Source organism: Paracoccus wurundjeri (genome assembly GCF_030678915.1).
Classification (GTDB): Bacteria; Pseudomonadota; Alphaproteobacteria; order Rhodobacterales; family Rhodobacteraceae; genus Paracoccus; species Paracoccus onubensis_A.
The window spans coordinates 1-19,231 of record NZ_JAUUTZ010000046.1; the positions used below are offsets into that span (position 1 = coordinate 1).

Consider the following 19,231-nt stretch of genomic DNA (forward strand, 5'->3'; position numbering starts at 1 on the left):
AAACAGGCAGCGCAACCAAAAGCGATGCAAATGGCGCGGGGTAGAGCAGCCCGGTAGCTCGTCAGGCTCATAACCTGAAGGTCGTAGGTTCAAATCCTACCCCCGCAACCAACGATAATTGCGAAACCTCCAAGGCAGCCGCCGCGGAGGTTTTTGCTTGTCTACTGACTGCCCGCCGTGATCCGCTCGATTGCGCCAGCAAATTGTCCAGGGCCTCGGCCTCCGACAGGAAATCCGGGTCCTTCCTGCCGGCTGTGAAACGCAGGATCGCACCGAGATCGCCGCGCAGTACGATGGCCAGTTCACCGTTCTCCGGCACCAGAGTTACCTGCTCGATCAGGGATCGTAGGATCTCTGCCGCCTGCGCACGGCTGCCCTCCTGCTGCAGGTTCGCGGAGAGTTCGGCGATCCTCTGCGCATAGAGTGTAGCCATGTTCGGATGCAGCAGGGGAGGGGGCTCGTCGGCATTGGCCAGTTTTTCCGCCAGTTCGAATTTGCGGGCTTCGAGCGCTGTCATCTTCTCCTTCATCGAAGGGTGATACATGCCGTCCGTGATTGCCTCGATGATCTGGGCAATCTGCTTGCCGATCCTATCAAGTTCCCGTCGTGCCACCTCCAGATCGGCGCCACGTTCCATTCGCAACCGGTTCACCTCTCTGGTGAATTCGGCGCAGAATTCTTTGAACAGCTCCGGCTCCATCAGATGTTTCCGGAGTCCGTTCAGGACCGAGGCCTCGAGCGCATCACGGCGGATATTGACTCGGTTGTCGCAGGTGCCCTTGTTGCGGGCCGTCGAGCAGCCGAGCAGATCCTTCGAGATCATTGAATAGCCGCCGCCACAACAGCCGCATTTGATCAGGCCCGCGAACAGGTGCTTTGGGCGGCGCCGGTCAGTCAGCGGGTTTCCCTCGGGACGTGCGCGCTTCGAAAATGCCAGCTCCCCCTGTCGGGTCTTCGTCGCGTCCCAAAGGGTCTGATCGATGATGCGGAGTTCGGGCACCTCTTGCACCACCCATTCTGTTTCCGGGTTCAGGCGCGACACCCGCCGGCCGGTATCGGGATCCTTCAGATAGCGCAGCCGGTTCCAGACCAGTCGGCCGATATAGAGTTCGTTATTGAGAATCCCGGTGCCACGTTCACGGTTGCCGTGGATGGTGGAGGGACCCCATTGGCGGCCCATGGGACCTGGAATGCCCTCGCGGTTCAGCGCCATGGCGATGCTGCGGGACGAGAGCCCGGAATTGTAGTCGGTGAAGATGCGGCGGATCACGGCAGCCTGTGTCTCGTTGATGGTGCGGTCGCCGCGGATCGGCTCGCCATTGGTGTCGAACTGCTTCACCACGTCATAGCCGTAGGAGTTGCCGCCGCCGGATTTACCGTCCTCGACCCGGCCGCGCAGGCCACGACGGGTCTTGTCGGCAAGGTCCTTCAGGAACAGCGCGTTCATCGTGCCCTTGAGCCCGACATGCAGATGGGTGATCTCGCCTTCCGAGAGGGTGAACATCTTCACATCGGCATAGCACATGCGCTTGAAGATGCCGGCGATATCCTCCTGGTCGCGGCTGATGCGATCTAGCGCCTCGGACAGGATCATATCGAACCGGCCACGCGAAGAATCCAAGATCAGCGCCTGGATGCCGGAGCGCTGGATCATGCTGGAGCCGGAGATGGCATGGTCGGAATATTCCTCGACCACCTGCCAGCCTTCCTTCTCGGCGCGTAGCCGACACATGCGGAACTGGTCGGCGATGGATGCGTCACGCTGGTTGTCGGAGGAATAGCGGGAGTAGATCGCGACCTTCATGCGCGGGCCTCCTGTTCAGTCGGGGGGATGATCGCGCGCATCGTGATCCTCTGCCTCGACGAAATCCCGTGCGGCCTGCCGGGCCAGAAGCTGGACCAGTTCAGCGAGGCGTGGGTCAGGGGAGGGCAGGGGCGTGGCCGAGTTCCTGGCTGGTTCAACGACCACCCGAAGCCGTTCCGCCACTGTCTGCTTCTGCCGTGCCAAGGCCTCACTCCGACTTCCGCGCGGCGAAACCCGCGCCAGCTGAATCGTGGCGCAGAAAAGGGCGGAATCACAGGCGAATTCGGGCGCATGATATCGGGCCTCGGTGGACAACAGCGTAAACCGGCGTCGCCACACGTACTGCTTCGGGCGCTGCGCGGCGACGCACTCGCAGAATGGCGTAAAAATACCGGGAAGTCACCCCGGGTTCTGGAAGTAGCTGGCCGCTCGGCGGGGGGGCGAAGGGGGCTATGCCCGCCGACGATCTCGTTTGGCTCGGATCACTGAAAGGAGGGCGGAGAGCGGTCGTTCGCCGCGATCGGAACCAAGAGCGGCTACACGTAGCGAAGCGGACATTTCAAACACTGGCTAGTTCTTCAGTTCTCTTGGTAACTAACCTTAAGAAAACGATTAGCTTTGGTGAAACGTGCCCGAACCGCACTCTGCAACGCAGTCATTTCCTCTGGAGCATCAGACGACGCACGATCCGAGTTTAGTGTTAGAATGTATTGCCCGCGGAACTCGTGCATATGGCCAGCAATGTAGTTCAAATTCCGGCGCAATGTATCGCTGTCCACATCGAAAATATTATCGTGCACCAAAAGCCCAAAATGTCGTTTGCTGGTGTAATCGTTTTGCAGAAGGGAGAAGTCATATATGAAAGTCTTCTCACGTTCGACGCTATGACTGCCGTCGCTATCAATCCTCAATGAAATCTCCACCACCTGTTTCTTTGAAGTGGTGATGTACTTAAACGACGCCTGACGATTACCCATCACGTAGCCATGCATATCCAAGATGGTTCGTTCAAAGCTATCTTTGATCATTTCCGCATCATCAATGCTGGATTGCAATCGTTGTAGCTCTATGTCTTTTTCGAGTTGCTGCTCCCTCTTTTGTGATATTGCCGCGTCGTATCCGGTGATGAAGCTTCTCAAGTCTGACAATTGGTCTGATTTTTCTTGATATGTCGCAAAAGTCTGCTTCAAAGTCTGAAGAGCGCCGGTTTGATCGAGAAGCTTCAGTCGCTTTTGGTACTCACGATCTTGAACTCTGAGCGAGTTGCGAACCTCTTTCAGCTCATTTTCCAAGTCAGCACGACGCTCAGAGATTACCTCATTTTGAAAGCGGTAAATTCGTTGTTTGAAGTCTTGGAGTTGACCGAAATCTCGCGAAATCAAGTCCCCCAAGCCGACTTTCAGCCCATTATAGAACTCGCGCAGCTCCTCTTCTGAAATATCGACAGGTTCAGACTCGATAGGTTCAAGCTTTGCCAAATTCTCAACAATTATTGCCGACCTCCGCCGAAGTTCGGAGATTGAGGAGTCAAGAGCCGACATCTCCTCTTCAAGGACGTCATATGCCGCTGAGTTTTCAAGATTTTCGATACTTTCCTCTATAGCGGTGACTTCCGCATCAAGCTCATTGAGGTCAGACCTTGCATCTTCAATCTTCTTCTGACGCAGCAACTGCACGTCTGCTTTAAGCTTAGTTATCTGAGTTTCTGTTGAGGTGATCTCGTCTTGAAGCCTTTTGATGCGTTTATATTTTTTTAGGCTTGCACCTAGCAAATAGAGGTGTGGACCATAATCGTCGGCAATCCGCTTTTTAGTATCGTAGCCGTTAATTATTGACTTGAACTCGGACCGCTCATCGCGAATGAAAATGCCGAGCATTGACCTGAAGCTCGGGTGCTCTTCTCTTACACCGTCGAACACCAAAGCAGATAGGAATGCCTGAGCATCTTCAAGCTTTTCAAAGCTCAGGAATTTCTCGTCGTGTATTATTGTTGGTTTATTATGGGCTTCCCGTGATCGTTTAATTATCACGCTCCTACCGAACACATTGAGGTCAATGCAAACCTTAGCATCCAAAGGAAAGGCTTCTTCAGGAACCTTTTTGATACGAGAATCTGAGTACTGAGACAGCAACGCAAAATTCAGAAAATCTATCGAAACCGATTTGCCTACGCCGTTAGTTTTTTTGCTGTCATCGCTAGGCACGCCGAGAATCAGGTTGAGACCTGACCTAAAAACCAAATCATCAAACAATTTCGGCTCACTATACAGGCGGTCAATCGCTAGCATCTTGCACCCGCCAAACGTAGACGCCGTCAAACTCGATTATTCCTGTCGAATACAAGAACGCCAACGCGAAATATATGCTGCGCGGGGCAAACTGTCGCTTTTTCCTCAGGGCATCAAAAATATCAAACATAGAAGCTCGTCCACGCCCACCGCGATCCAGTATCTTCAACAACTCCACGCCCACTACTGGCGGCAATGAAAAAACTTTCTCATTTGTGGAAAATAAGTTAGACACTTTCAAGCACCTGATTAGGGAACACATGACATTTGATCATCTGATCCAGAAGAAAGAACCTTACTGCTCCCTCGTCAGATGCCCTGCCATGCTCTTGAAGGATTTTGAGATAATGCTCAACCAAATTGTTCAGGGCTAACTTCGGGTCGTTGCCGCTAGCGGCGAGTAGTTCGTCGCTCTTGGTACCAAGGTGTAGGCCGAGGCGTCGCATCCTCGCAGACCCGAGGTCTATACCCTTGTAGGCGTCCTCTAATACTGCACCGTACTCAACATAGTAATTCGCGTACTCCCTCTTCAGGAAGCGCGCATGTTCGGAAAAACGCTTTTCGATTTTGTTGTCGGGATCTGGGTTTGCCGAGTTCCCTTTACCTGCTTGTTCATGCGTTTCGTCGCTCAATACCTCCATCAAAGCGAATAGTGTAGCGACCTCCTTCTGTGGAACCTTGCTTGGCTCTACACGGATTCCCATTTCTACGAAGTCGCGAACAGCAACTAGCTTGGACTGTTCAAGATCATCGATCATCTTCATGACGTTGTTCCAATCCCAAACGTCTTCTTTCTCGATTATCGAGAAGGCTCCGGTCGGATCAGTGAAACTAGATGATTTATAGGCTTTCTTTTTTGTAGCGATGAAAACTGTGAGCCGATTATACTTCTGATGAAGCGCATGCTCCACGAATTTTTTAAGGGTCTTGTCTATCTTCGACTTGTCTGAAGTAGATGTAATTTGGATGCAGTGGTTCAAACCGGCATCAGCGAGATCAATAGCCGCCGTATTTCCTAAAACAGCATTCAGGTTCTTGAAATTTCCATCCAAAATAAGATTTAACAGATCACGAAAGAAATTCTCCACCGAGATATTCAATCCTGTGATATTGAGCGACACGTCGCTCTCAATCGCGTTTCTTAATATAGCGAACCGGTCTCGTATGAGATCTCGGTCCGCATCCCTGCGAAGCACCATGACTAATCTACTCCTCGCGTTCAAGTTGAAGGGAGACCTGAGTTTGGTCAACCTTCTTTAACAATGCTGACACAAAATAAACCGATGAGTTCGTTTGGCTCGCAACGCGAGTGTTTCTTCGACTTCGGTGATAATTCCTAAAGATCTTGCGACGAAGCGTTGCTTTAGCAGTACAATTTCAGTTCGGATAGTCTAAAATTTTACGCTCGCAGCGAATGGCCGGAACGCTGGATGCGACCGCAGCATTGACGATCAGCACCAAGAGTCCGGTTTGGGCCGGTCATGTCCTGAAGGGCGACCACAGTTCGCAACTTTGCACCGGCCGCTTTCTGCGCTTCGCTGCCAACTATGCAGTCCGCAGCAACCTTCAGCACCGTATCGGCATTTGAACGACTGTTTCGGGGAAATCGGCTGCGGAATGCCGCAAATGCAGTGAAAGCAATGCTGCACCTGGCATGAATGTCGTGAAAGGGCTGCGACCGGCCTTCTGCACCTGCGGAACAAGCTGCCCACAGCAGCTCGAGCTCTTTACGACATCGACCGGACATCCGGCATCGAAATGCCGATGGGGATATAATCCATGTGTGTCCAAGACAAGCCGGTAGCAGAAGATTCACTAAACAGGCCGGTTTCGAGATGAGGATACTCCGGTTACCGGCGGTCAGTGCTTTTCTCCTGTGACATGAGCTGTGCCATGACGTCACCGGAGATTGCATCCGCTGCATAGCCGAATGTGCCGGAGGATTTCACCTCCTCTGCAGCCCGCTTCAGCGCACCAAATGAGGCTCGCGCGAAGGAGCCACCGACGCTGATCCGGCGCACTCCGGCCCCGGACAGTTCGGCAACCGAGTAATTATTGCCCCTGAGCCCCATGACGACATTGACCGGCTTGTCCACTGCTCGGCACACGGTCCTGATTGCCTCGATATAGGGAAGCCCGGGCGCGTACACGACATCGGCCCCCGCCTCGCAGAAAGCCTGAAGCCGGGCAATCGTGTCGTTCAAATCCGGCCTTCCCCAGAGATAATTCTCTGCCCTCGCGGTCAACAGGAAGGGTAAATCGCGCGTGGCTTCCGCTGCGGCCCGGATACGTTCGACCGCGTGGGATAACTCGTATATCGGAGCATCAGCATCACCTGTGGCGTCCTCGATCGATCCGCCAACCAGCCCGATCGCGGAGGCCATGCGGATGGTTTCGGCACAGGTTTCCGGATCGGCACCGAAACCGTCTTCGAGATCAGCGGAGACCGGGAGCTCCGTCGCTCCAGCGATTTCCGCGGCATTGTCGAGGACCTCGCGTCTGGAAAGACCTGCAAAAGAATCCCGCTTGCCTTTCGAGAAGGCATATCCAGCACTCGTGGTCGCCAGCGCCGCGAATCCCAGACTGGTGAGGAGACGCGCCGAGCCGGCATCCCAGGGATTGGGCATGACAAAGGCATGATCCTGTTCATGAAGGGCTTTGAACTGCCTGAACCTAGCCTGCTGAACTGACATGGTTTTCTCCGTAGAAAGATTTCGAGCAGCATATACCGACAAGAACATATCGGGAACACATATTTGCCATCAACATGATCATGCTATTCGCGGATATTACGCTCTCCTTATGGCACCCATGGTTACAAGCGCAAGGACGTGGCCCAGGCCTTGCGCGCCTTCGGCGACCTGCCGAGCGTCACCATCGAAGAAGCGGCGATCGTCGCCGTAGTGCCGGAGCCGACGGAGCGCGGCATGGATTTCGCCGATGCGCTGCATTTGGGGAAATCCGCGCATTGTGCGGGTTCCCCGAGTTTCGACCGGAAATTCGTGAAGGCGGCGCAGGCTGCCGGATATTGCAAGGCGCGGCTGCCATGACCATCAGCCGGATTGACGCTGCCGCATTGGCGGCAGCGTCTATTGGTTTGGCGCCGCTCACGCGGCATCCTGTCCAGATCTGTCGCGTTCGCCGACCGTCTGGTTGATGAAATCCACGGCTTTCTGCGCTTCGGCCGCGGCCTTGAAGATCATCTCCCTGTCTGACTTCATCGCGCGCAACCAGCCCTCGACATAGGCGGCACTCTGATCGAATTGCGGCTCCACCCCCAACTGCACGGCAAGGAAACAGGCGCCGATCTCGTCGACCAACTCGTCGAAGGCATATTCCATCCGGCTGGCATGAGCCTTCTGCGTGGCCAACCGCGTTGATCCGCAAACATAGTGAACCAATTCATGCGCCAGGGTGCCGTAATACCCGGTCGCGTTGAAGAAACTTGCAATCGGCGGCATGTGGATGTGATCCTTCACCGGATGGTAATAGGCGCGTGGCTCTTCCGAGGTGATGATCTCGGCCCCGGTCCGGGCGAAGAAGATCTCCAGCTCCGGATCGGCCTGCGTGCCGAGATCGCGGGGCGGCTCGGGTCGGATATAATATTCCTCCGGCAACCCGTCGATCTGATCGACATTGAAGACATTGTTGACCCTGGCGAAGCGGATCCGGCGCTTGCCCTCTTCGCCGTCCTCTGCTTCCTCGTCTTCCCGCTCAATCGCACCATAGAAGACGGATTTCGCCGCCTTCTCACCCTTGCGAACCGATCCATCCAGTTCGACCGCCTGCTTGAAGGTCATCCAGCGGGCCGAGCTGTATCCCCGCTGATGGGCGGTGGCCCAGAGCATCAGGATATTGATGCCGTTATAGGTCTCGCCATTATGGCGCAGCGGAAAGCTGGCGCCACTCGGATCCCCGGTCCAGGGTTTGCGCCATGGCGGCGTGCCGGCCTCGATCTGGGCGATGATGGTGTCGGTGACATGTTGCTTGATATCGAAATTCCGGGCCATCGGATGTCCTTTCTCTTCCCGTGCGACACGCGGCCGGGACCTGATGCCCCTGTCCGCAGTGGCGGGGCCTCGCGTGATCTGTCTGCTGAAATGCGCCCCATGCATTTCGGCTGGACGGAGCAGGTGAGGGCGCCAGCCCGGCCTGCGGGCCGGACCGGGCTGGTCAACGCCCACATTCACGCCAGGAATGTCTGCCGCGAAAACCGCCGGCGATTTGGCTCGCGAGGAATGCCCACCGGGTAGGGGAAATCGGTGGCGGTTTTCGTGGATGGGCAAGGTTGACCCGATGGGGGCGGCCTGTCAGGCGGACACCACCAAACGATAAGCTGTCGGGCGGGAGGTGAGCGTGGGGTACGCGCCTGCGCGTGGCCCGCGTCGATCCTCAGGCACGGCCGTTGTTTCACCGCGATCCCGGCCTGAGCCGGGATTCCCGCAGAACCGAGGGCGCTTTGCGCCTCCCTGTCACGCCAAACTTGTCGTGGCGGGAACGGCAGGCTGACTGACCTACGGGGACAAGCCGGTTTCCGCTGCACAGCTCTGGCAACGCATCCATCGCGCGCCGGGGCAGCAAGCACTCTCAAGCGAACCGCACCAACAACCTTTGCCATGTCTCGTCGCGTCAATCACAGCGAATGGGTGGTCTGACTGCAGCGAGGCAAAACAAGCCCGCTGCCGCCTGGTTTCCATCCGTCAATCACCAGATCCAGTGATGGTGCATGAGGTCACAAACCACTCAGTCTTTGCGAAAAATGAGGGAGTGAATATGTTGTCTGTTCAAATTGCTGTTCTGCGTCGACCAGTGGCAACAAACCACTGGGACGTATACTCACGGCGATAGCCCGGATGGCTCATGCCTTCCGCAGAATCGTCTCCATCGCCTTTCCTCTAGCCAATTCGTCGATCAACTTGTCCAGATAGTGGATTTCCCGCATGGTCGGCTCTTTGATATCCTCCACTCGAACGCCGCAAACCACGCCCCTGATCAAGCCTCGTGCCGGGTTCAGATGAGGCGCGTCGGCGAAAAAGGTCTCGAAATCCATCTGGTCTTCCAGCCGGGCCGCCAGTACCTCCTGACTGTAGCCCGTCAGCCAGAGAATTATTTCATCAACCTCGTTCCTGGTCCGACCCTTTTTCTCCGCCTTCGCCACGTAATGCGGATAAACGCTGGCGAAGCTCGTCGTGAAAATCCTGTGCTTTGCCATCCTGCCTCCTGATCCCGGATATCATGACCGAGGGAACCTGACGGCCCGCCGCTTCGTCAACAGGATTTCCGCGCTCCGGCGTCTATACGGCACTCCTGCGGCGGGAATGGATGCACTCTACGCGACGAGGGCAGCAAGACTGGCCAGCGTCGATTGCATGGCAGCCTCATGTTCCGCAATGACGGTTACCTTTATACCGTTCAAAACCGCCTCCAGGCTCCATCTCATGATCATGGTCCCAGAGAAGACCGGATCATCCCGGCAGTTGATTCTGCTCCAGCGTCTCGTCATCGCCATCCGATCTCATCGCATCGGCGATCAGATGCTCCACTGTTTCATTGAAATAGGCGGTCAGCTCCCGGTGCAACATGCGGAACTCCCCGGCGACCGTTCGCTCGAAGCGTGATTGCCGGACGCGAACCATGACCGTGGTGCGGCGTTGCCGGGGATAACGGTAGGGGTGGATGCCGTGCTTGCGGCAAAGCGCGACGAAGATCCGAACCGACCAGACATCCGGCAGGGAATATTGCATCTCGGTCTCAGGCCCGTCATCGGCCTCCAGCTCGAAGGCGAGCTTTGCCTGGAGACGATCGCGTGCCGCTCCGGCCGCCGCCCGTTCACCCGCGGTCGCCCCCCGCGCGAACAGCGCCTCAAGCTTCGCCAGCTTCTCGCGTATCTCCTTGTCCCCGGCCATGAATGCATCTCCGTTTTACCGGCCCCATCAACGCGACATGGCAGGCCGGGTCAAGCGGGACCGGCCCGAACGGCCCAGGCAGCGAGCAATCCCCAGGCCTTTATTCCCACAATCCCCTGTGCCACGCTCCTGACGTGGGGCAACAGAGGAGAGGTCATGGCGCGCAAGACGTCACGGAAATGGGCGTTCAAGCTCGGCATGCGCGCAGGTACCCTCGGTTGGCGCGGCTCGGCGAAAGCCATCCAGCACCTGAAATCGGCCGGTACCGAGATCCGGGCGGTGAACCGCGCCGATCCGGAGGCCGCGGCAGAGGGCGTGGTCGCACTGGCCGAACGGATCTGGCCCGCCTTCGCGCATATCGACACCTCCTCCGGAGCCCTGGGCACGGCAGTGAACAGAACCCTCGAAGGACTGCTACCGGTTCTGATCGACGCCCCTGCCGATGAAGTGACGCGGGTGAAATGGCTGGAGCGGTTGCGCACCGCAATCCAGAACGACGGGGTGGATTACCTTGCTCCGCTCTCGGATCGGTTCGGTGAGATTGCTGTCTTTCCAGCACTGATGAACGAGCATGCGGATCGCGATCTCGCCCTGATCGAGGCGGCCTGGTCGGACCACGCGCGATTTTCCCATGTCCCGACAGCCACGCTGACATTGTCCTGTCTGCTCGAGGCCGGACGATATCACGAGTTGCTGGCATTGCTGGCGGTAAAGAAAACCCGGCTCTGGTTCGATGAAAAATTCGCCGCCGAGGCGTTGCTGCGCCAGGGACAGGAAGACGTGGCCCTTGCCCGGGCCGCGCAATTGCTGGACAACGACCCGCAAGGCTGGGGCCGCCACGACATCGCCCTGTTCTGCGAAGCGATTCTGCGACGACAGGCCAGGAAGGACGAGGCCTATCGGCGTTTCGGCCTGCCCAACGCGGCCGGCGCCACATGGTTGGCCATGTGGCGCGATTTGGTGAAACGTTATCCCGAGTGTGATGGCCGCGCGATTCTGGAAGACCTGATCGCCCTGCATGGACGCAAGGGCAAATGGTTCGCGGCCGCCAAGACCGCAGGATATCTCGACATCGCGCTTGTCTGCGCGCGAGATTCGGAGGCCGCCCCGGCAACCCTGATCCGCGCCGCGAGGGATTTTGAGGCTCGAGATCCTGCCTTCGCGGTCCAGGTGGCCCTGCAGGCCATCATGCATTTGCTTGCTGGCCGCGGGTACGACACCAGCCCGGCCGATCTCGACGAGGCGGTGGAGCACCTCATGGAGGCATGCGCCCGGCTGGGCAAGACAGCCTGGGCCATCGATGAGTTGCGCCGGATGATGACTGAGCGAGACGGTCAGGATGATCCGATGATCAGGCGGCTCCGGGTGAGGTTGGCGATGATCGATGCAGGAAAAGGGAGTGAGTAGGTCGGCAAAGGCAGGGGGTGATCTGGGCGGCCCACACCGAACTTTGGGGACGGGGATCTACACCGCTGGGCAGTTTTCACTGAAGCGGTGATTCATGCGGGGCGCAACATGCAAATCCGAGAGAATGACAAGGGTCGGGTCCTAGCGGTCATTGCTTGGTGAGCCGTTTTTCCATGCGCAAAAGCTTTCTGCGCCCCGCATGATGAGGCGTCGGGCAGCATGCTGCCCCCGTTATCCGATGCAGATGAAACTGCAGGTTCGGCCCGGAGCCGACTTCCAGCACCCGCGTGAAATGCTGCAATGCAGCCCGTCATTGCTGACTTTCGCCACGAGCGCAAAATCTAAACCGTATCGAACTGGTACTGTGCGGGAAAAGCGCTAATTCGCTGCAGTTACTCGAACGACCGCTTCACGGTGAATCTAAATTCGTTCGGCAAAGCGCCTGATGCGTTGCACCAGGCGCCTCTTGTTCCTGTCACATCGCGTTACTTGATGGCGAGGATGTCGAAGTTGTGGACGTTAGCGACCACACCGTCGTCCCACCCGCCAGCGACCAACTCCGCTGCCCGTTCGTTCAGCAGCCCGGCGACTTGACCGGCAAAGTGTGCTTCACGGCCAGCATTGTTGGTGAAGATGTCGAAGATTGCGAAGGATGTTTCGTCAATCTGCAGCGCCGCCCAGAACAATGTGCCGGGTTCGGTTTCTCCGACGATGGGACCAGCTGCGGTCAGCAAGGCTGCCAATTCCGGCCCTCTGCCGGGTGCTGCTTCGAGCGTGATGTACGTGGCTGTCGTGGCCGAGTAGAGATCAACCGGTTCCCTCACCGACAGGACATCGGAATTGTTGATATTCGCGACAACACCATCGTCCCAGCCCCCGGCGACCAGCGCGTCGGCATTTTGGTTCAAAGCCGCGGCCACAGCGCCGGAGAAATGCGCATTGCGCGCTTCTTCATCCACGAAGATATCAAAGATCGCGAGCGTATCGTCGGCTTGTAAGGCAAACCAAAGCACGGTGCCTGGTTCAGTGTCCGCGACAATCGGGGCGGCTCCGGCCAGAAATTCGGCGAATGCTTCGGTCTGGCCTTCAGCGGCGGGCATGGCGATGTAGCTGGCAGTGTGATTTTCCATTGGGGTTTCCTGTGCGGGTGCAGATGTCGTGATCAAGGCCAAAGCGGCGAGTGTCTTGAGAATTTGGGCTTTCATGGTCGCCTCCTGATTGAGAGGTCGTTGTGTTTGGTTTCGATGCACCCTTTTCCCATGCCGAATGCCTCAGGCACCAATCCCGAACTTCTATTCTTTGATAGACATGTGCTATGGTGAACCTCATGGCGGAAAGTGACGGAGACTGTGGCAGTGGAGATGAACCAGATCAGGTATTTTTTGGCTGTCTGCCAGCATCGCAACTTCACCCATGCCGCTAGCGCCTCAAATGTTTCCCAACCGTCCTTGACGACCGCGATCAAGAAACTTGAACACGAGCTCGGGGGTGATCTGTTTGTCAGGGACCGCGCGGGATGCAGGTTGACGGCACTCGGAAAACTCATGCAGCCAAGGCTACAGAAAGCGCATGACGAAACGCAGGCAGCTAAGGCAGAAGCCGTCCGCCACACGCGACTAGAGCGGGTTCCTATTTCTGTCGGTGTTGGCGAAACGATTGGTCACAACCGGATTTCAGCCGCCGTGGAACGCTTCCGTACACGATTGCCGCAAGCCGAAATAGAGTTGATCGTGGCGTCTGCCTCCAAGCTTCTGGCCGGATTGCGAGAGGGTAAATTTGACGTCGTTGTCACAGCGGCGACGGTCAGTGAAGACCTCTATCGAATAGACCAGCTCTATGACGAGTCCTACAAGGTTGTGGTGTCCAAGTCGCACCCGTTGTCTGAACGAGACGCTATTTCTCTTTCGACACTCGCTGAAACTGACATGCTCGATCGACCCAATTGCGAAATGCGGGATGCGTTGCATGGGGCATGTGCAGACCAAGGTCACGAACTCTACGCGGCCTATCGGTCAAATCGCGTGGATTGGTTAGTCGAACTCGCGCGGCAGGGATTAGGCGCGGTGATTTTGCCAACCACGGCAATTCCAGCAGACAGGGGCCTCGTTTCGATACTCATCGACGGCCTTGAAATTTCGCGAACTGTTTCTGCTCTTCGTTATCGGCACCAAACGACGAGACCAGAGACAAATGATCTGATCCGTGAGATTGCGCGTGTGTAGGCGTAGTATCATTGATGGCCGACATTCGCGCATAGTGCAGTAACTGGTACTTTGGGCTCCGAGCCGCCATGCGACGGCGCGGCGACCATATTCGCAACGGAGGTCCTGCCGTCGTCATTCGGCCCTGACCAGCCATTCGTCTGGACCACCACCCCTGCGGCGCAGCTTCCCCAAACCGGACTTTCATAGGACCGCGCAGCATCATCCACGAGGCCGAGGTCCGCAAGGCGGACGCTGCACATGCAGCTGCGACCGATCGAGTGTATTTCACGCGCAGATTGCTGAAGACCGCACCGGCGCCTTGGAAAGAACAAGCAACGCAGAATATTTCTAATTGCTGGCGCCTTGGCCGTTTCGTCCACTGTCACTTTTCCCGCAAGCGATCGACTTCAACAGCTCGCGAAGCCAGATGTTACGAGGGTCGCGCCTGTTGTGGGGGTGCCACGCAATCTGGGTCGGGAAGCTGCCCAAATTCAGGGGAACCGCCACGTTCCGTAGGCCGTAAGGCTTGGCGACCATGTCGGCGATACGGGCCGGCACCGTGGCGATGCCGCCGATGTCGGCAACGGTCGTCGCCGCCGTCAGGAAGTGCGAGACGACCATGGCGGTGTTGCGACGCAGGCCCGCATCGGCGGTAAGCTTTTGCAGCCCGGTTCGCCATTTGCCAGGCGGCGCCACCACGACATGAGGCAGCCGCTCATAAAGGTCGCGGTCCAGAGCCGCCCCGACGCCATGAACACCGGGCGCGACGATGCAGCGGAAGCCGTCAGTGAAAAGCTCCGAAACCACAAGGTCTTGCGGGGGCGGAGAAAACCGCCCGATGGCGAGGTCGAAGGTCTGCCCCGCAAGCGAACGCGGATCCAGATCCGGCCCGATCGGAGTAAGCTCCAGCTGTGCTTTCGGGGCATGACGCACAAAGGCCGCGGCCAGGGCCGGGGCCAGAACGACCTCGGCATAAGGGCCGAGCAACAATCGGAACCGTCGCGTGCTCTGCGCCGGATCGAAAGGTTCGGCGGCGCGGAAGGCTTGCTCCAGCCGGTCCAGCCCCGCCGCGATGTCGGGCGCGATCTGCAGCGCCTTCTCGGTCGGCTCGACCCCGTAGCGGGCGCGCAGGAACAGCTCATCCCCCAAGGCGACGCGCAGCCGGGCGAGCGCTGCGCTGACAGTGCTTTGCGATTGGCCAAGGCGCTGTGCCGCGGCGGTGACATTGCGTTCCTCCATCACGGCATGGAAGACGCGCAGAAGGGCGATATCGGCGGTCATCCCTCCGGTTTATCGATTTCTGACATGGAGCGCATCAATTTCTCGATTCCTGTATAATGGCCCATATGGGGCCTGAGACGCCCCCGAATACGATCGACGGGGCAATGCGATACACCAAGGAGGCCCGAAAATGGCACGTATTCTGATCCTCTCCACCGCCGCTGACGTCCTGGGCGACACCGGCAACCCCACCGGCGTCTGGTACGAAGAGCTGGCCAGCCCCTACTACGCGTTCCTCGACGCGGGCCACGACGTCACGCTGGTTACGCTGGGCGGCCAGCCCGTGCCGATCGACCCGAACTCTGACGTGACGGGGGATGACGCCCCGGCCTCAGTCACGCGGTTCCGCGCCGACGCGGCGGCCACGGCGCTGCTGAAAGCCCCCGGTCGGCTCGAGGATGAGGACGTCACCGCTTACGACGCGCTCTACATCCCCGGCGGTCACGGGGCGATGTTCGACCTTGCCGAGAGCGCACTGGCCGCCAAGGCCATCGGCGCCGCATGGGACAGCGGCAAGGTGGTCGCATCGGTCTGCCACGGCCCCGCCGCCTTCAAGAACGTCGTGGATGCGAACGGCGTTTCCATCGTGAAGGGGCGCAAGGTGACCGCCTTCACAAACAGCGAGGAAGACGCCGTCGGCCTGACCGAGGCGGTGCCGTTCCTGCTGGAGACGATGCTGCGTGAGCTTGGCGCCACCTTCGAAGGCGTGGCGGACTGGCAGCCCTACGCCATTTCCGATGGCCGCCTTGTCACTGGCCAGAACCCGGCCTCGTCGGAGGGGGCGGCACAGAAGGTTCTGGCGCTTCTCTAAGTCTCTCATCGCGCCGCCCCGCAATGGGCGGCGCAAGTCGCTTCCGGCCCAGAGCCGACCTTCGCGCCAAGCGTAGTGGATGACCGGTCTCAGCCAAACAACACATTCGTGCAATACGCAGCGACCGTTTTCCGCAAGCGAGACATCGATTGCCCTTCAAGAAGCAGACGTCTAATCATTGAGCGATACCTGCGAATGACGGCGCAAACAGCGTCTTGATCACGTCTTTATCGGAAACAAGACCTCAAGCTGCATCGAATCCTCGAACGTACTCACGAAGGCTATCGTTTGCCCTTTGGGCGGCCCGAGATTCAGGAGACACTTGAAGCCAAAATGCAACCATTCCGAGCAGCCTATCAATCAGGAGTGGGTCATTGTCTTGGATCACCGAACTGTGTGCGGATATCCCGTGGTTCACAACAAAATGGACCTGTTTTCTAAGTTCCCGAACATAAGATCTTGGCAACCTCAATTCGCCTGACGAAATCGAAATACCGGTCACGATCTTCCGTTGCCCTTCTCTTGAAAGGCATGTTTTATTACCATTCAGCTGAAAACCAAATTTTGAGGCAATGCTCGAAATGCTCTCCTCCATGCCGTCAGGTATACGATCTCCCGAAAAACTCATGTCGTCGGCATACCGTGTGTAAACAAGACCGCTCTCTTCTGCGGAATTGTTCAAAAGAAGGTCCATCTCTACGCAGGACAAGTTGCTTATTATGGGACTTGTAGGAGCACCTTGTGGCAAGCAACCATTTTTCGTAGTCAATCTCGACAACGCCTTGCATACATTGTTCGGATACCCCGCTCTTTTAAAAATTTCAAAAACCTTTTCGAATGCAACTGATGGAAAGAAGTTTTTAATGTCAATTTTCAGAAGTTCCGCGTTGCCAACGTGAACACGTGCGTTCGTAATGATCGACCTGTTCCGCTCGAATCCGTGCGCATTTTCGCTTGCGTTTAATTTTGACAAAACTTCCTTAAAGATCCACCTTTGGATATTGAGAAGTATGGGCCGAGGTGTGTCAATACATCTAATTCCTCCAGATCTCTTCGGTATTGTAAATGTGCGATAGAACCTGTGTGGTTCATGAGCAATCTCGGCTAGCAGCTCATATTTGACGCCAATCAACTGAGCCAAATGAGCCATCTCGAAAATTGGTGGAAGCCCTTCCTTTGAAAGGTTTTCGATGTACATTAAATAAGAACGTGTAAGCGCCCTCCCGCGTCGCCCGACAACACGCCCCGCGAAATGTTCTTTCCACTGTTCGAATTGGGCTTCATCCATCTCTATTTCTCAACATGGATTGAGAAGGCTCAACGATACAAAAGTAATCATATATATAATAAATATATATGATATTCTTTACTGCTTTATGCAGTAAACAAGAGATCTTTAGATCTCTTGCTTCTTGCGCAAGGCGCGTGAAGAAAATCTAACGCGCACCTCAACAAGCGGAGGCGAATGCACCTCCCGTTACTATCGTTGAGCCTCTCGAATTTCAGTTACCTTAGTTCACCTCTTTGGGCAACATATTTAGGAAGAATTCATCTTCCAGAAGACTTAAGTCCGGCAAATATGGTTCTACTGGCGGCACTTCAGTTGCCAACAGATACGAACTGGGCTTTGCCCATGGACGTTCGGACGAAAACAAGGAGCGTCGGTTCCGGATCACCCATACTTTGCCCTCATCCGTAAGCCTAACTTTCCGACCTTCCGTCTCGATTATTCCGTCTTGCGACAGCTTGTGACACACTTCCGATATCTGAAACGGAGACAATCGATACCTTTTATGAATCATATAGAGGTCAAGCCAGCCAGCAGCCTTGCATGCTTCTTTGAGGATTACTGATTGGCAGCTACTCATTCTACACCCTTGGTATCAAGGGAGTGCGACGCTCTCCCGTTTTCCACATTTTCCACCAAAAAATTGGAAAGTTGTTATTTGGAGGGTTTCCATTCTCCAAGTAATACGTACTTTGTGTTTTCTTGTAACCCAATGAATATTTACTTAACTTAGTGAAGTTATGTACGGGGAGAAGCAAAGCCTCCATACCAAGCATCATCGCTACCGCAGCTTCTAGATCTTCGTCACTATAATAATCGTTCAGCCCCTGCTTCATCCAAATTGTTGAATGAAAGTCTGTTGCACAAGAAAAGTCCTTGCCCCTACAAATCTCCATAGCTGCAATGGTTGCGACATAGATCTCGACAGACTTCCCTTGCTCAGTGATCTCCTTGGATATCCACTTAAGACGCCCTGACAGCGTTTGCCCACTACCAACGAACTCATCGACTACCACAAATTTTTGACCATCTTTTACTTCATTGATAGCATCAGTAAGATTCTTATAAATCGTCTGTGTTCCCCAATCTCCCAAATCAGCCAGAACTGGTTTGATCATCCAAGCAATCGCACTTGAGCTATCCGCGTACCGAGATTTATCCATTGCGACAATAAGGGTATTTTCAGGTGTGCATCCCCATGTGATGGATATCTTTTCCCCCAACTCCGCCAGGCTATCGGCAAGAGTATCACTATCGATATATGTGAAGCGATCGAGAATATCACACAGAAACAGTTGCTCATCTTTGCATGAGCAACTTTCAAATAGCTCATTCAGCTTTTCGTTCCTGCGCACAAGCCACCTTTGAGATTTTGAAATATTCAATAGTCGATCAAAGACAGTCTCAGACAAGCTCTCTTCAAGTCTAATATGCTTCTTCATTATATTTTTCTGTTGGAGCACCTCTATACCTCAGCATACACTCCGGCACAGAGCGGTTGTAGTCAAGTTCTATCGATTACCATGCAGAGGCGGTGTGCTTGACCACAATCGCCTTGCTCGTCGCTTTGTGGAAAACAGAGCCAAAGCCGCAATGGTTCAACTTCTGAGGCAGGCCGGACACCGCATTATTTTCCAGATTGCACGAATGACGGCTCCAGGACCGGGCTCGCGAGTTCCCTGGCCGGCTTCCGTGACTTCGCAGAGAATACTTCGCTGCGCGTAGCTGACGTTCGGCTGGGATGCAGCGAACGGCAGCTTTCCGCCCATTCTGTTGAAAAACACGCGTTTGCGCACGCAGAATCTTGTCGCTCGTGGTTGGCGTAAGCGCCTTTATCATCAGGCTTTTTGCATTTGCTGCGGTGCAGGAAAGATTTTGACCCAGCCCCCTGAAATCGGGCCACAGAGCTGTTAGTAATCCGTCTTCAACGAGGATGGACTATGAAACGCAGATTTAGTGACGAACAGATCATCGGTGATGGGCATCCTCGGCATCGCCGCCATTCAACCGGATGACCGGCGAACCCGAGTTATGACAGCGGTAGTTGCAGGTCGCCGCAATGACAGCTCCGGAAACGATGCTCCACATGTTCCGTTCAAACAAGGCATCGGCGGCTCTCGGTTTATCGCATGCCGTGGGGGCCGCGCCCGGGGGGGGTGGGGGGGGCGGCGGGGGGGGGGGCCGCTAATTATGCGGGGAGCACGGCGCGGCCGCGGGGGGGGGGTGCGCCGGGGTGGGGGGG

The 19,231-nt window shown here is 56.2% G+C and carries 16 protein-coding genes and 1 tRNA gene; 5 read left to right on the forward strand and 12 right to left on the reverse strand.

All coding sequences use genetic code 11. From position 1 onward, the window contains the following. The first annotated feature begins 34 nt into the window (after positions 1-34). Positions 35-111 (forward strand) — tRNA-Met (locus Q0601_RS23880). Here Q0601_RS23880 and Q0601_RS23885 read toward each other — a convergent pair. From Q0601_RS23885 to Q0601_RS23905, 5 genes are all read right to left on the reverse strand, one after another. Further along, positions 68-1,804 (reverse strand): recombinase family protein, encoded by a 1,737-nt coding sequence (locus Q0601_RS23885; RefSeq protein WP_305292607.1) that lies wholly within the window; start codon positions 1,802-1,804, stop codon positions 68-70. The two genes, Q0601_RS23880 and Q0601_RS23885, sit on opposite strands and share 44 nt — an antisense overlap. A 15-nt stretch (positions 1,805-1,819) precedes the next feature. Continuing rightward, on the reverse strand, positions 1,820-2,008 hold the full coding sequence (locus Q0601_RS23890) for a hypothetical protein (protein WP_305292572.1): 189 nt from the start codon (positions 2,006-2,008) through the stop codon (positions 1,820-1,822). A gap of 374 nt (positions 2,009-2,382) precedes the next feature. After that, the gene (locus Q0601_RS23895) at positions 2,383-4,092 is read right to left on the reverse strand and encodes a DUF2326 domain-containing protein (RefSeq protein WP_305292575.1); all 1,710 of its coding nucleotides are present in this window, start codon (positions 4,090-4,092) and stop codon (positions 2,383-2,385) included. Positions 4,093-4,319: 227 nt separating this feature from the next. Beyond that, complete coding sequence (locus tag Q0601_RS23900; RefSeq protein ID WP_305292577.1) at positions 4,320-5,291, reverse strand: SMEK domain-containing protein; 972 nt, start codon at positions 5,289-5,291, stop codon at positions 4,320-4,322. Between the two features lie 651 nt (positions 5,292-5,942). After that, on the reverse strand, positions 5,943-6,785 hold the full coding sequence (locus tag Q0601_RS23905; protein WP_305292579.1) for an isocitrate lyase/PEP mutase family protein: 843 nt from the start codon (positions 6,783-6,785) through the stop codon (positions 5,943-5,945). A 138-nt stretch (positions 6,786-6,923) separates the two neighbouring features. Between Q0601_RS23905 and Q0601_RS23910 the strand changes: the two genes are divergently transcribed. Beyond that, the gene (locus tag Q0601_RS23910; RefSeq protein WP_305292581.1) at positions 6,924-7,142 is read left to right on the forward strand and encodes a PIN domain-containing protein; all 219 of its coding nucleotides are present in this window, start codon (positions 6,924-6,926) and stop codon (positions 7,140-7,142) included. A gap of 57 nt (positions 7,143-7,199) precedes the next feature. Here the strand turns inward: Q0601_RS23910 and Q0601_RS23915 are convergent, their stop codons facing one another. The 3 genes from Q0601_RS23915 to Q0601_RS23925 form a co-directional block, all read right to left on the reverse strand. After that, on the reverse strand, positions 7,200-8,102 hold the full coding sequence (locus tag Q0601_RS23915) for an ArdC family protein (RefSeq protein WP_305292583.1): 903 nt from the start codon (positions 8,100-8,102) through the stop codon (positions 7,200-7,202). A gap of 848 nt (positions 8,103-8,950) precedes the next feature. Then, a complete protein-coding gene (locus tag Q0601_RS23920; protein ID WP_305292585.1) occupies positions 8,951-9,304 on the reverse strand; it encodes a DUF2200 domain-containing protein in 354 nt (117 codons plus the stop codon). Between the two features lie 253 nt (positions 9,305-9,557). Further along, positions 9,558-9,998 (reverse strand): hypothetical protein, encoded by a 441-nt coding sequence (locus tag Q0601_RS23925; RefSeq protein ID WP_305292589.1) that lies wholly within the window; start codon positions 9,996-9,998, stop codon positions 9,558-9,560. Positions 9,999-10,154: 156 nt separating this feature from the next. On the opposite strand from Q0601_RS23925, the gene Q0601_RS23930 reads away from it, so the two are divergent. Further along, the gene (locus Q0601_RS23930) at positions 10,155-11,405 is read left to right on the forward strand and encodes a hypothetical protein (protein WP_305292591.1); all 1,251 of its coding nucleotides are present in this window, start codon (positions 10,155-10,157) and stop codon (positions 11,403-11,405) included. Positions 11,406-11,890: 485 nt separating this feature from the next. Here the strand turns inward: Q0601_RS23930 and Q0601_RS23935 are convergent, their stop codons facing one another. Then, positions 11,891-12,610, reverse strand: coding sequence for a putative quinol monooxygenase (locus Q0601_RS23935; protein WP_305292593.1), 720 nt, complete (start codon positions 12,608-12,610; stop codon positions 11,891-11,893). A 156-nt stretch (positions 12,611-12,766) separates the two neighbouring features. Here Q0601_RS23935 and Q0601_RS23940 point away from each other — a divergent pair, with 156 nt between their 5' ends. Beyond that, on the forward strand, positions 12,767-13,627 hold the full coding sequence (locus tag Q0601_RS23940) for a LysR family transcriptional regulator (RefSeq protein ID WP_305292595.1): 861 nt from the start codon (positions 12,767-12,769) through the stop codon (positions 13,625-13,627). 330 nt (positions 13,628-13,957) lie between these two features. Here Q0601_RS23940 and Q0601_RS23945 read toward each other — a convergent pair whose 3' ends face one another. Beyond that, positions 13,958-14,890 (reverse strand): LysR family transcriptional regulator, encoded by a 933-nt coding sequence (locus tag Q0601_RS23945; protein WP_305292597.1) that lies wholly within the window; start codon positions 14,888-14,890, stop codon positions 13,958-13,960. Between the two features lie 130 nt (positions 14,891-15,020). Between Q0601_RS23945 and Q0601_RS23950 the strand changes: the two genes are divergently transcribed. Next, on the forward strand, positions 15,021-15,701 hold the full coding sequence (locus Q0601_RS23950) for a type 1 glutamine amidotransferase domain-containing protein (protein WP_274592700.1): 681 nt from the start codon (positions 15,021-15,023) through the stop codon (positions 15,699-15,701). 244 nt (positions 15,702-15,945) lie between these two features. Here Q0601_RS23950 and Q0601_RS23955 read toward each other — a convergent pair whose 3' ends face one another. Continuing rightward, positions 15,946-16,989 (reverse strand): reverse transcriptase family protein, encoded by a 1,044-nt coding sequence (locus Q0601_RS23955; RefSeq protein WP_305292603.1) that lies wholly within the window; start codon positions 16,987-16,989, stop codon positions 15,946-15,948. 581 nt (positions 16,990-17,570) lie between these two features. Then, on the reverse strand, positions 17,571-18,431 hold the full coding sequence (locus Q0601_RS23960; protein WP_305292605.1) for a phosphoribosyltransferase-like protein: 861 nt from the start codon (positions 18,429-18,431) through the stop codon (positions 17,571-17,573). Positions 18,432-19,231 lie beyond the last annotated feature (800 nt).